Origin of the sequence: Micromonospora sp. NPDC048169 (genome assembly GCF_040652815.1) — a bacterium.
In the GTDB taxonomy this organism is placed as follows: Bacteria; Actinomycetota; Actinomycetes; order Mycobacteriales; family Micromonosporaceae; genus Micromonospora.
Genome location: NZ_JBEZMS010000072.1, coordinates 1 through 11,409 on the forward strand (window position 1 = coordinate 1; position 11,409 = coordinate 11,409).

The following is an 11,409-nucleotide window of genomic DNA, read 5'->3' on the forward strand; positions in this document are numbered from 1 at the left end:
AGTGCGGCATGGCGTTCCCGCTCCAGCGCCCTGGCGCCGGCCTCCATGATCCGGTTATAGACGCGTTCGTTCATCGATCGATGAACGAACCTGGTCGGGTACCGTGCTTTCATCGCAGCGAGCAACGCTTGAGCGTCGCGCGACATCTCCTTGTCGCGCTCGGCGCGGGTGAACAGGTGCACGGTCTCGCCCCGCCGGCACAGCGCCTCGTAGCCGCGCAGCTGCTCGAGATCGCGTTTCTTTTCAAGGGCGCCGGTTTTCGCTTCTATGTTCTCTTGGGTCAGAACGACGGGAACGTTCTCCCTCAGATGGAAGTCGACTCGAATCTCTTTGCCGGTGGCCAGGTCGACCTTGCGGGGCACTTCCCGCTCCCACCCCGAATCCGTCAGCCCGAAAACGACGTCCAGGCCCTGCTCGAAGGTCTTGCCCTGGACGTATCGTATCCGCCAGAAAGCGGATGCTTCCCGCCACCCGAGGGGCGTTCGCGGGATCTCCCCGTCCTTGACCTTTCCTGGAACGTAGTTGTCCTCGTACTGCTGACGCTCAGCGGGAGTGAGCGCGTCAGGTCTGTCCCCCGGCCCCATTTATCTGCCTATTAGTCGTTTCTGTCAGCCTCGGCGCGCAAGCGCTCAAGGCTGAGACGTTCGAACTCCTCGACAGTTGGGCGCCCGAAATCCACCCACCGCTCGTAGTCCTCGGTCATGTTGCCCAGCACCCACACCAACTCGGATGGTGGCTGCGGGTTCTGGATGAATGCGCCCCGGATCTGTTCGCGTGGATCGAATGCCCACGGAGAGAACGGGAATATCAACTGTGGTTGTGGACCGCTGCCCTCGACCACATGCGCGGCGTTGGCCCATCGCGCTTCGGTGGCCCGCCGGTGGACTTCCCCGATGTAGCGGGTGAATCGATCGGCAAGATCGGCGTTCTCGGGAGCGTCGACGGCCGGGAAGGTCTGGAATCGGTCCCGGATCGCCTGCTCACATAGCGCCAAGCCTTCAGCGCTGTACGGCTCATCGAGCTCGCCGACCGCGGGTGCGTCCTCGGTGAGGAAGCGGCGCAGCTCGCTGTCCATGGCATCCAGCCAAGCCAGATACGCCGGATCCTGCTGGGCACGCTCGAATTCAGGGTTCATTACACGTCCTTCGGTCGCTCTTGCCGGTAGTCGGATGATTGGAACATCCGAATCTGGCTCGCGGGATGAGCGGCACTCGGCTATTTCAATCCAGCTCTCGCTGGACCTCGCTATCGGTGACGGTCACCGGCTCCACGTCGATCACCGGCACGTCCAGACCGGCCAGCTCTTCGAGCACCTCACCGGGCGGGCCTTCTATGGGAAATCCGTCCCTGCCGAGCCGATACACGCGGCCATCGGACGAGATCACAGTCCCGGCGTACCAGTCGTCATCGCTCACCGATGCCCCTCCTGCACGTATGCCTCTGCCATTGCCCAACGGGGGCACCAGTGACCGCGGTGAAGATCCATCACGTAATCGGCGTGCGCAGAGTCCCGGAGCGGGTCGTCGTACAGGCACCCCGGATGGAAGTCGAGGGCCCGGAGCCCGGCCGCCACCTCTCTCAGTACGGGTAGGTCGGGATCGAGCCACCGCGTACGGGCGTGGACCCCTGCGAGTACGGCTGTCACTGCGTTCTGCCTTGCGCCGCAACGGCCATCCGTGCGCGCAGGGCGGCGACACCCTCTATCGGGGTCACGGTGGCGAGTGTTGCGCGGTCCTCGATGGTGAGCACGCCGTCTCCGACTGCCCGGTCGAGGAGCTTCCGGTACTCGACGGTAGTGGGCGGGTGGGCCTCCATCCACCGAACGTGCTGGGGGATCCCGTCGGTAGCGGTCGGGCGCGATGGTTTGTCGAGGGCGTTGAGCCCGTCGAGGGTGCGCCGAATCAGGCCGCGGTCACGGGTATGCCAGATCCGGAGAGTGCTGGCCATGGCCCGGTTGTGTGGTACCCGGGCAGGAAGTTCGTGCGTCTCTGTCATGGAGACCTCGTGTGTGTTGTGGATGTGTTGTTGTGGCGCCATGGTGGTGGCAGCCACCCGGGCCGAGTTGTCGAAAGGTCGGGGGTCCCTCGGCTCGGCCCGGGGTGGTGTTCATAGATTCGTCCGCTATTCACCCCTAGAGGGACAAAACTTTTGGCACCATGGAGTGAAGGGGCAACGCAGGATGAGAGAACTATGGGAACCAAGCAGAAAGGCAACGGCGTAGGGGCGCGCGTCGCCGAAGAACGTAAGCTCGCCGGCTGGACTCAAGCACGACTGGCCACCGAAGCCAACGTCTCCCACTCCCTGGTCAAGCAGGTAGAACAGGGACGTGTCCCGGCCTCCCCGGCATTCATCGCCGCATGTGCACGGGCTCTGAAAGTCGGCGTACAGGAACTACTGGACCAGCCGTACCCGCGGGAAAACCACGACGAGCACATGGTCCACGCCGGAATCCCCGATCTGCGGCGCGAGCTGGCCGTGTACCGGATACCGCCCGAAGACATTCCCGTTCGGTCGATCGACGACCTGGCCAAGGACGTAGCGCGGGCTTCCAAGCTGCGGCACATGGTGAAGCTGGAGGAGCTGGGCGGGCTGCTACCGACGCTGCTGCACGACCTACGGGTGGCCTGGTATTCGACGGACGGCCCGGAGCAGGAAAGGATCTTCGGTCTCCTCGCCGAGGCGTACGCCGCGACATCCCAAGTGGTGTACAAGCTCGGCTACATCGACCTCGCCTCACTTGCGGTGGACCGCTACGAATGGGCAGCCGCACAGTCAGGGGACCAGCTCGCCGTCCTGGCAGGTGACTACCAACGGGCCGGGGAGATGATCTGCGCGGCTGATTGGGCGGGCGCGGAGAAGTTCCTGGAGCAATCCCGGAAGCAGATCGAGCCCGAGATCGGTAAGGGCGACCCGAAGGTGCTGTCGATGTGGGGAAATCTGCATCTGAAGTCCGGGCTGGCTGCTGCTCGAGCGGGACGGAAGGACACTGCAGACGCGCACCTGGCGGAGGCTACGGAGACAGCAGCCAGGATCGGCGTCGACCGTGACGACTACCGCCTGTGCTTCGGTCCCACCAACGCGAAAATCTGGTCGGTCGGCCTGGCCGTGGAGGCGCTGGACGGGACAACCGCGGTGAAGCGGGCCAAGGGAATGCAGTTGCCATCCTCCACGCCGCGGGAGCGGGCCGGTCACCACTATATCGACCTGGCGCGGGCATTTCTGCTGCATGGAGACCGTGAGGGCGCCTTCTCGGCGTTGCAGTTGGCGCGGAGGATCGCTCCAACTCAGACTCGGTACCACCCGATGGTGCATGAGACGGTACGTGCCCTGGCAAGGCAGGAGGCGCGGTCCACGGAGACTCTGCGTGGGTTCGCGGCATGGTGCGGTATCGGCCATTCGTAGCAGAGCAGGGGAGAGCCCGACCGGATCCGTTCCGGCCGGGCCCTCGTCATTTCTGGGGGTCGTCCTCGAGCCATGCTCGCCATGTCTCGGCGGACTTTTCGGCGTTATCGTCCGACTCTCGGATGTCCTTCGCGGGTGGCTCGTACGTGGGAATCGCGCGCAGCTCGGGGTCCATGTGAAGCTTGGACGCGCCCCCGAACGTCCGGGTTCCCTCCTTGCACGGACAGTCCGGATCCTGGCGTGGCGTGTAGATCGTGTCGTCCGTTATGCCCATGGCTTTGCAGCGCAGGCAGGTGTGGGTGCGGTGCCCGCCTCGGACCCCGTCGATGGGGCAGGACACCCAGCCAACGGTCGAGCGGCGGGGGCCCAGCTGGTGCCCGTGACGGCAGGCGACCGGTGCCGGCTCGGACATCCCACCCGGCACCGGATACAGCCGTAGCGGGTCCGGGACGACACGGCCACGCACGGCGTACTGGGGTTCGAAGGGGTCGCTCACATGTTCGATTATGGTCCTATTCATGATCCAAATCGGCGATACGGTGCGCATCGGTGAGAGCGGGGAGACGTATTTCGTCGTGCAGGAGGTCGACGAGGTGGAAGGCCGCGCGGTGATCGAGCCAGCCGACGAGGCCGCGGCTGGTCGGTACCCGTTCTCCATGCCGCTGAGAGCTCTAGTGAAGGTCGAGGGCTGAGTCAGAGCAGAAGAAAAGGCGCCCCATGTGGAGCGCCCTTCCTGTCATCTTCGAATCTTGCCCTCGTCCCAGATAACGTGGGCCGGATCCCACCAGACGATGTGGAACTCATTCAGCTCCCGGATCCCCAGAAGGCGCAAATTCTCGCCTGGTGCGACCTTCAACCTACTGATGGAGTCCTGGCCGTCGTACTGCTCAGCGAGGCGTTTCGCCGCTTGCCTGTTCGGGAAGGTGCTCATGTCGTAGTCGGCGAGTAGGCCTTGCTGCTTGGCCTGGCCGACGGTCAGATTCTCGAAGTGGGCCAGCCGATTGAGCAGGCGCTTGTGGTGAGCCTTATCGATATCGCATAGCGCCCACCTGCCGTGATCGAGTCGGCCGAACCGGAACCTGATCTGCTGATCCTCGTAACGCGTCGGCGCTGCGGCGGGCTGCTTTCCCGGTGAGTTGGCGCCCGTAGGCACACGACTGTGTACGGTTTTTTCTTTTCTGCTCATGGTCGGTCAGGCGCCGACCAGGCCGTCGTAATACTCGTACATGGCGTCATCGGTGATCAGCGCACTGGAGGGTGCGCCCGGGGGTGTATCGCCGCGGGCGTCCAGCCAAGGCCGCTCACTGTGCGTGAGGTCGCTGAGCTCGAACGCCTTCAGCTTCCCGTAGAACTTCAGCACAGCGTCGATCGTCTCGCGCTCGTCCTGAGTGAGGCGTGAGCTATCGCCGTCGATGTCGCCGGCCGCTACGTTCATCCTCTTCCGGTGCTGCGCGTAGAGCGCCCGGACAACGGGGCCGTTCGCCCACGCCTCGATTCGGTCGTTGAATAGCGGCGCGTTGTCCCACACCAGATGCCAGGCCTTCGAGTAATAGACCAGCTTCTGAAGCTTCATCGCTGTCATTTCGCCGCACTGCTCGAGGATGTATGCGGCGACATCTCCAACCTGTGCCATACCGCTTCTCCTGCTTAAGCCCTGCATGATGTGCTCTCCCCTGCATTACACAGTGTAAGTCGTGGCTGTGACAATTCTTGGAACCCCTGATAACAAAGCGGACCCGTCTGGCGTGGACGGGTCCGTTCTGGTTGATACATCTTGGCAGAGAACGTGTTACCTACATCTCAGTGTCGGGCGTGTCGGATGGCGGTCTCAGCACCGCACGCCGTCTGCCACCCGGCGGGGCGGACGAACGAACTCGGCCAGGATCTCGGCCTGGGTCGGCTTCTCGTCCGGGAGCCGGTAGAGCATCGCTTCCCGGAGGCATTGGCCACACTGGTAGATCAGTGCGGCCAGCCCGGCCACAACGAAGCGGTCGGTCTCATGAACCTGTGAGTGCTGGCAACTCATCGCAGTACCTCGGTGATCCAAGCTCCGCCGAGGACGAGAGCAACCGTCATCGAGGCCATGGCTACGAGCGTCCTCACTCCGGCCCTTCGGTGTCCGCAAACACGGTGACCGGCCAGCCGTCGACCTCGCCATCCCAGCTGCGGCTGGTGATCGTCGCAGTAGCCTCGGTGAGGCCCATGCTCCGGGCCAGCTCCTCCGCTCCCTCTATCGAGTCCGCAGTGGCGAGGAATCGGCTCGCCCGGGTCCAGTGCAGCCCGGTGCGCTCCCAGAGCTCGCGCGCGAATGCGATGCCCGCGGGCGAGTGCGCCCGGAGGCTGTCGGCGAAGTCGTTGACTCGGCCGGCGAGGAATCCGACGTGGGCGGGATACCGCCATTCCGGCTCCTCGCCGTCGGCGTGCGCTCGAGCTTCGACCAGAGCCTGCTTGAGGAACGCGGCGATGTACTCGGGATCGGTCACGTTGAAGTCGTTCGGGGGCGAAACGTGCTGTGCGGGTTCTGTGGTGGTCACAGTTGTAGCTCCAGGTCGAATAGTTGGGGAAGCCTGTGGATTAGTTGGAGCAGTCACCAGCACACCCGGTAGTCGCCGTAGTACTCGCACTCCTTCTCGTACTGCCACTGATCCGGGGTCTGCGAGTTGGGTACAGCGGCACCTGCGGCACCGCCTGCCGCCATCCCGCCGAGCAGGCCGACGATCAGACCCACGGGCAGGGTGATGGGCAGCAGCAGCCCACCGGTGGCGATCCCCAAGATGAGCCCGAGGAAGCCACCGACGAGCGCGCCCCCGACTGCGCCGATCCCGACCCCGGCGCCGATGCTGCGCTCCCACGGGCTCGTCTTGCGCCAGGTGCCGATCTCCTTCGCGGACACGTCAGCGATCAGCTTGTTGTCCTCGATCTTCGGGGCGAGCTCGGCGTCGTGGCGCTCGTCCAGGGCGACCTTGAGGGGGAGATGGGCTACGACCTCACCGGCCGGGGCGAGAACGTCGATACCGTCCTCGGCCCGGCGGAAGGTGCCGCCGGTGAGAGTGGTGGTGAGTGTGTCGGCATCGGTACGGGTGAGGGTGTAGCCGATGCCGTAGGTGCTGCCCGAGATGGTCTCGGGGACAGCGGGAGTGGGGTCGGCGAAAGATGTGCCGGAAGTCACAGCGATCGCCGTAGCAGCGAGAATGGCTGCTACGGCGATGCTCCGTGAGTAAGCTACAGATTTGACTACAGTGCTCATGTCTGGGATTTCCTATCCCGGAGCATACGAGCTGGTCATGCGGTGTTTCTGTGGTGCGCCCGAAGGGATTCGAACCCCTAACCTTCTGATCCGTAGTCAGAAGCTTGGCATGCGCTGACCTGCTGCTCGCTCCAAAGAGTGCTGGTGAGTGGGTTTTTGGGCTAGCCATGTCTAGCCGTGGCTAGCCTGTCGTATGCTACAGACAAGCTACAGCCACAGCAAGAGGGGATTCTGATGCCTCCGAAGAAGAAGCGGCGCCGCCCCCGTGGCACCGGCGCGCTCTACCAACGCAAGTCCGACAAGATGTGGATCGGCGCCATCACCTACGAGGACGAGTACGGAGAGAAACGCCGGGCAACCGTCTCCTCCAGGGATCAAGTCCTCGCCGGCGACAAGATGCGGAAGCTTCGCGCGAAGATCGACGCCGGCACCTATCGCCCGAGAGCCAAGATGACAGTCGAGCAGTGGCTCACGTACTGGCTCGAGGACATCATCAAGAAGACGAAGGACCCGAAGACCTATGTGTCCTACCGGGGCACGTCGAAGAACCAGATCATCCCGATCATCGGCGACCGGCGGTTGCCGATCACGTCGGCCACGGTCCGCGGGCTGCTGAAGAAGGTCGGCGATACCGATGGATGGGGCGAGCGCACGGTCCAGCTGACCTATGTGGTGCTGAACATCGCGCTCAATGCCGCAGTCGCCGAGGAGGTGATCAGCAAGAACCCGTGCGATGTGGTGGTGAAGCCGAAGGTGGCACCGTCGACGAAGGTGAAGGCGCACACCTCCGATCAGGCGCGTAAGGTCTTGCTGGCCGCGATGAAGGCACAGGACCCGTACGTCACCCGCTGGGCCGCCGCATATCTCCTCGGCGCTCGACAGGGCGAGCTGCTGGGTCTGGAGCGCGACCGCGTAGACGTCGACGGGATGACTATCGAGCTGTCCTGGCAGTTGCAGACGCTGGAGATCCACAAGGGCGCCTCACTAACCGACCCGGACCGCTTCGTCATTCCGGACGGCTTCGAGGTGCGGCCGTTGTATCGCAAGTTCGCGCTCACCCGCCCGAAGTCCGAGCGCTCGAAACGACTGACACCGCTACCCGTTCCGCTCGCTGCGATCTTCAAGACCTACCTGGAGACGGCCGAGAGCAACGAATACAACCTCATGTGGGTGACCAGCGCGGGGCGCCCGATCCCGGGGAAGTACGACAACACCGACTGGCACACGGCCCTCGAGCGGGCCAAGGTTCCCGATCTGCCTCTGCATGGCGCCCGCCACACGACCGCGACACTCCTTCAGGAGATGGGTGTCGAGGAATCTGTACGGATGCAGATCATGGGGCAATCCACCGTGGCGGCGCAGCGGGTCTACGCGCATGTGGATCTGTCACTGGCTCGCAAGGCCTTAGGAAATCTCGACGGGCTGCTGGAGCTGGGCTGAGTAGTCGTAATCGAATCGTGCTGATCACTGCAGTTTTACCGGTAACGAACCGGATATTACGGACGATTTCCCGGCAAATGCGGACCCTGCGGTCCTATGATCGGGCAGAGAACTATTGGCTACCAACAAGATCGGCTCTCGGGCCACTGAACGAGGCAGTGACAATGACGTTCGCCGCTGGTGTTGACCAAATCGGTATCGTACCGATTCCGTTTCTCTGTGAACCGTCCCTGGCGTCGATCCGGTTACTGAATTGTCGCTTACGTCCTTCCTATTCGACTTGTTCGAATGTATGTTCGATTGCGGATGGTTTGCACGGGAGCGAGGGGCTGTGATGTCGGATGATGAGCATGCTGAAACTCCCCGAGAAGCCGCGCTACCTCGGGTTTTGGTGTCTTGGGCCGACCTTGCACGCTACTTGGGAGGGCTGATGTCCGAGCTCGATAAATCATCGAACATGTAGCCCATGCCCTTCATGGTTGCCCGCGCCTCGGCTACATCCACGCCAAGTGCATCGGCGAGTAGCTCCATCGACGCGTGATAAGTCTTGTGCGCCAAGGCAATCAAGCGTTCGGGGCCGGTTGCTCCCTTGGCAAAATCATCTGCCGAATCCGAAAGCTGGTCGGCGAGAAGGGCAAGCCCGAATAGCTTCAGCGGCTCGAATCCTCCCATCTCGCGAGTTACTTCAAATTGCCCGCCTGCACCGCCAGGGTCTGGATGGTGCTTGATATTGGGAATGTCCACCGGCTCCGATGCGGGCGCCGGCTCGCCGCCTTCCAGGATGTCGTCGATGCTTCCCATGCGCCAGCCCAGCGCGCGCTCTAGGTCGCGCCGCTTGCTGCGACTTACGGTTCGCGCACGTCCCGACTCGATCGAGCGAATGAGCGCCGGCGAAGGTCCGCCGTTCTCCTGTACTTGCGATTGAGTCATATCGAGCTCGTCTCGCCGCTGTCTGACCAGCGCCCCCAACCGGAGCCAAGTGTCTTCCATGGTCATCAATCATGCATGACAGGAGGAGACAGGTCTAGCGCTAGCTAGCGATTGTTGGACAGCACACATCGCCAAAACGATAGAAATAGCGCTGAAGATATTGCATCTGTCGAACCCTGTCGCTAAAGTTGGCGATGTGGCAGACAAATCTATCGGTCCCCAAGTCCGGATACGGGACCTCCGCAACGCCCACGGCCTGTCGGTCCGGCAACTGGCCGCACGACTCGCGGAGTTCGGGATGCCCGGCGTCCATGAAGACACCATCCGCAATGTCGAGCTCGGTCACCGTCGTGCAAGTCGCCCTCTCATCACTGCGTGGGCCCGCGCGCTGGATGTAAGCCCGCTCGATGTGTGGCAGCCCTCCCCTGATGAAAGCGAGGAGGTGGCGTGACGGCTAGGGCGCGCATTCGATACACGAAAGCAGAAGCAGCGGAACAACTTTCGATTTCCATCCGGGCCCTGGACCGTTTGCGCGAGCGCGGTGAGATCACGGCCCGCGTCGATGGTGGCCGGATCTATTTCGACCACGCCGAACTGGAGTCCTACGCAAGATCTCGCCCTTCAGAGGGGGAAGCGTGAGCACCGATCTGACCCTCACCACCGCGCGCACCGAACGCGATGCGCTCGCCGACCGGACCGACGTGCTCGACAAGGTAGGCGTGCTGCGCACCCTTTCCGACGACATGCACGTCACCACCGACATGGTGGCCGAGTTCTACGGCGTGCCGGTCAAAACCATCCAGACCATCGTGTTGCGCAACGCGGACGAACTGGACGGCGACGGGTACCGCGTCACTACACGAGGCGCGTTCGAGGCGACCTTCAACGTGAAGGTCCCCTCCTCTGCCAGCCGGATCGCATTGTTCCCGCTCCGCGCCGTCCTTCGCATCGGGATGCTCCTCCGTGATTCGGTCGTCGCGCGCCAGGTCCGGGACTACCTCCTCGACTCCGAGCAGTCGGTCCGGTCGATGCCTGTGGAGCCGCTGTCCGGGCTGGAGTACGCCCTCGCACTAGTGAACGCCGAGCAGCGCGTCCTCGAAGAGAAGCGGCGCGCCGACGCTGGTGAGAAGTTCAAGCGCGCCATCGAAGCCGGGGACGGCCTCGGGCTGCGGGAGTTCCACAAGAAGTACTTCTCTTCCGTCACGGAGACGGAGTTCATGGAGCACCTGTACTCGAAGCACTACCTGATCGACCAGCGGGGCAAGGGAACTTTGCGTGAGTCCGGGTCCCGCGCCGGCTCCTACCGCGACGGCTCGCAGCACCGCCACCCGTCCTACAAGGGCAAGGAGTTTTTCTACCTCCACGCCAATCAGGACCGAGCTGGTGGGCGCCGCGAGAACACACGCGTTCGCCCTGGTCAGTGGGAGATCGCCCTGCGTGATCGTCTCGCCGCCGAGGGGCTGACTGCCAACGAAAACACATCCGGCCTCTTCGTGATCGAGGGCGGCCAGATGAAGGGGGAGCTGGCATGAAGCACTACCTGTACCGCGTCCAGATCGTCGAGTACCCCGAGGGCGCCCTGCTGGAAAACCCTCACTACCCGGGCCATCTGATCGAGAACCCCGGATGGCAGCCCGAAGGCTGGGCGCCGGACGAGGAGTGGGTGGAGCGATACGGCCGCCACACCGGACGCGACTTCTACTGGCCCTCGACCCGGCGGGAGTGGCGCTCGCGGTCGTCCGCAATGAAGCGCAAGCAGCTGATCGAGTCCTACGGCGCTAAGGCGATCATCCAGCGCTCTGCCGAAATCGTCTGGCCGGAGGACGGCCAGGAAAAGGTCCGGTGACAACCGGGCGTCAACAAAAGCGGGCCCGCCGAGGTGCAACTCGACGGACCCAGTCGAACACCACATCAATCAAGGAGAAGAAGTGTTCAACGTCATCGAGAGTAACCCGACCCCCAAGCAGCTCGCGAGCCTGTGTCGGGTGTGCAACAAGGGTGGTCTGTCGCGGGCTGAAGCCGAGCATCGCGTGCACGAGTACTGCCGGTCGGTCATCGGCTCGGCCTGGAAGCTGCCGACTAAGGCGACGCGATGAGTCGGGCCGCCGCGTTTTGGGAGGCGTGGCTGCTGATCGCTATCGCGCTGATCGCGGTCGTGGTCTGGGTCCTCTATGTCCCCTCATCCCCGGTGTCGAGCCCTGGTGATGGGGGTGTCCCGGCGGTGACGGGCACCGCCGGGACTTCCAAGCCCTGACATGGCGCGGGGGGCCGCGGGCACAACAAACCCGGGCCCCCCCAAAACCCCACCAGTGTCGGGGTTTTCAGTTGTATACCCTCCAATACCCCCCGGGCGGCAAGCGGATTGGCCAGTGGTTGGGGGGGCCGCACCG

General features: G+C 63.6%; 19 protein-coding genes and 1 tRNA gene. 8 read left to right on the plus strand and 12 right to left on the minus strand.

Annotated elements, in window-relative coordinates; genetic code table 11:
* The 4 genes from AB0D28_RS29500 to AB0D28_RS29515 all read right to left on the minus strand — a co-directional run.
* On the minus strand, positions 1–362 hold a 362-nt coding region (locus AB0D28_RS29500), incomplete at its 3' end, for a hypothetical protein (RefSeq protein WP_357391137.1).
* Positions 363–595: 233 nt separating this feature from the next.
* Positions 596–1,135: a hypothetical protein gene (locus AB0D28_RS29505; protein ID WP_357391139.1), complete on the minus strand. Its 540-nt coding sequence runs from the start codon at positions 1,133–1,135 to the stop codon at positions 596–598.
* 85 nt (positions 1,136–1,220) lie between these two features.
* The gene (locus AB0D28_RS29510) at positions 1,221–1,415 is read right to left on the minus strand and encodes a hypothetical protein (protein WP_357391141.1); all 195 of its coding nucleotides are present in this window, start codon (positions 1,413–1,415) and stop codon (positions 1,221–1,223) included.
* A gap of 226 nt (positions 1,416–1,641) precedes the next feature.
* The gene (locus tag AB0D28_RS29515) at positions 1,642–1,947 is read right to left on the minus strand and encodes a hypothetical protein (protein WP_357391143.1); all 306 of its coding nucleotides are present in this window, start codon (positions 1,945–1,947) and stop codon (positions 1,642–1,644) included.
* A 243-nt stretch (positions 1,948–2,190) separates the two neighbouring features.
* On the opposite strand from AB0D28_RS29515, the gene AB0D28_RS29520 reads away from it, so the two are divergent.
* Entirely contained in the window at positions 2,191–3,402 is a 1,212-nt protein-coding gene (locus AB0D28_RS29520; protein ID WP_357391145.1) for a helix-turn-helix domain-containing protein, read from the plus strand.
* A 46-nt stretch (positions 3,403–3,448) separates the two neighbouring features.
* Here AB0D28_RS29520 and AB0D28_RS29525 read toward each other — a convergent pair whose 3' ends face one another.
* Positions 3,449–3,898 (minus strand): hypothetical protein, encoded by a 450-nt coding sequence (locus AB0D28_RS29525; protein WP_357391147.1) that lies wholly within the window; start codon positions 3,896–3,898, stop codon positions 3,449–3,451.
* A 22-nt stretch (positions 3,899–3,920) separates the two neighbouring features.
* On the opposite strand from AB0D28_RS29525, the gene AB0D28_RS29530 reads away from it, so the two are divergent.
* Positions 3,921–4,094 (plus strand): hypothetical protein, encoded by a 174-nt coding sequence (locus AB0D28_RS29530; RefSeq protein ID WP_357391149.1) that lies wholly within the window; start codon positions 3,921–3,923, stop codon positions 4,092–4,094.
* A gap of 44 nt (positions 4,095–4,138) precedes the next feature.
* On the opposite strand, the gene AB0D28_RS29535 is transcribed toward AB0D28_RS29530, so the two are convergent.
* The 6 genes from AB0D28_RS29535 to AB0D28_RS29560 all read right to left on the minus strand — a co-directional run bounded on the left by AB0D28_RS29535 (position 4,139) and on the right by AB0D28_RS29560 (position 6,779).
* Positions 4,139–4,588 (minus strand): hypothetical protein, encoded by a 450-nt coding sequence (locus AB0D28_RS29535; RefSeq protein ID WP_357391151.1) that lies wholly within the window; start codon positions 4,586–4,588, stop codon positions 4,139–4,141.
* Between the two features lie 6 nt (positions 4,589–4,594).
* The gene (locus AB0D28_RS29540) at positions 4,595–5,035 is read right to left on the minus strand and encodes a type II toxin-antitoxin system antitoxin SocA domain-containing protein (protein ID WP_357391153.1); all 441 of its coding nucleotides are present in this window, start codon (positions 5,033–5,035) and stop codon (positions 4,595–4,597) included.
* Positions 5,036–5,230: 195 nt separating this feature from the next.
* Positions 5,231–5,428 carry a hypothetical protein gene (locus AB0D28_RS29545; protein ID WP_357391155.1) on the minus strand — a complete coding sequence of 66 codons (198 nt, stop codon included), beginning with the start codon at positions 5,426–5,428 and terminating at the stop codon, positions 5,231–5,233.
* Positions 5,429–5,501: 73 nt separating this feature from the next.
* Positions 5,502–5,936, minus strand: coding sequence for a hypothetical protein (locus tag AB0D28_RS29550; protein WP_357391157.1), 435 nt, complete (start codon positions 5,934–5,936; stop codon positions 5,502–5,504).
* A 53-nt stretch (positions 5,937–5,989) separates the two neighbouring features.
* Positions 5,990–6,571, minus strand: coding sequence for a hypothetical protein (locus AB0D28_RS29555; RefSeq protein ID WP_357391159.1), 582 nt, complete (start codon positions 6,569–6,571; stop codon positions 5,990–5,992).
* A gap of 129 nt (positions 6,572–6,700) precedes the next feature.
* Positions 6,701–6,779 (minus strand) — tRNA-Arg (locus AB0D28_RS29560).
* A 104-nt stretch (positions 6,780–6,883) separates the two neighbouring features.
* Between AB0D28_RS29560 and AB0D28_RS29565 the strand changes: the two genes are divergently transcribed.
* Entirely contained in the window at positions 6,884–8,089 is a 1,206-nt protein-coding gene (locus tag AB0D28_RS29565) for a tyrosine-type recombinase/integrase (protein WP_357391161.1), read from the plus strand.
* A gap of 414 nt (positions 8,090–8,503) precedes the next feature.
* Here AB0D28_RS29565 and AB0D28_RS29570 read toward each other — a convergent pair whose 3' ends face one another.
* A complete protein-coding gene (locus tag AB0D28_RS29570) occupies positions 8,504–9,085 on the minus strand; it encodes a hypothetical protein (RefSeq protein WP_357391163.1) in 582 nt (193 codons plus the stop codon).
* Between the two features lie 130 nt (positions 9,086–9,215).
* On the opposite strand from AB0D28_RS29570, the gene AB0D28_RS29575 reads away from it, so the two are divergent.
* The 5 genes from AB0D28_RS29575 (at position 9,216) to AB0D28_RS29595 (ending at position 11,115) form a co-directional block, all read left to right on the plus strand.
* Positions 9,216–9,470, plus strand: a complete 255-nt coding sequence (locus tag AB0D28_RS29575) for a helix-turn-helix transcriptional regulator (RefSeq protein WP_357391165.1) — start codon at positions 9,216–9,218, stop codon at positions 9,468–9,470.
* Positions 9,467–9,658 (plus strand): helix-turn-helix domain-containing protein, encoded by a 192-nt coding sequence (locus AB0D28_RS29580; protein ID WP_357391167.1) that lies wholly within the window; start codon positions 9,467–9,469, stop codon positions 9,656–9,658. Before AB0D28_RS29575 ends, AB0D28_RS29580 begins: the two co-directional genes overlap by 4 nt.
* Positions 9,655–10,551, plus strand: coding sequence for a hypothetical protein (locus tag AB0D28_RS29585; RefSeq protein WP_357391169.1), 897 nt, complete (start codon positions 9,655–9,657; stop codon positions 10,549–10,551). The genes AB0D28_RS29580 and AB0D28_RS29585 overlap by 4 nt, the downstream gene beginning before the upstream one ends.
* On the plus strand, positions 10,548–10,865 hold the full coding sequence (locus tag AB0D28_RS29590; protein ID WP_357391171.1) for a hypothetical protein: 318 nt from the start codon (positions 10,548–10,550) through the stop codon (positions 10,863–10,865). The genes AB0D28_RS29585 and AB0D28_RS29590 overlap by 4 nt, the downstream gene beginning before the upstream one ends.
* Positions 10,866–10,947: 82 nt before the next feature.
* Positions 10,948–11,115, plus strand: coding sequence for a hypothetical protein (locus tag AB0D28_RS29595; RefSeq protein ID WP_357391173.1), 168 nt, complete (start codon positions 10,948–10,950; stop codon positions 11,113–11,115).
* Positions 11,116–11,409: the final 294 nt, after the last annotated feature.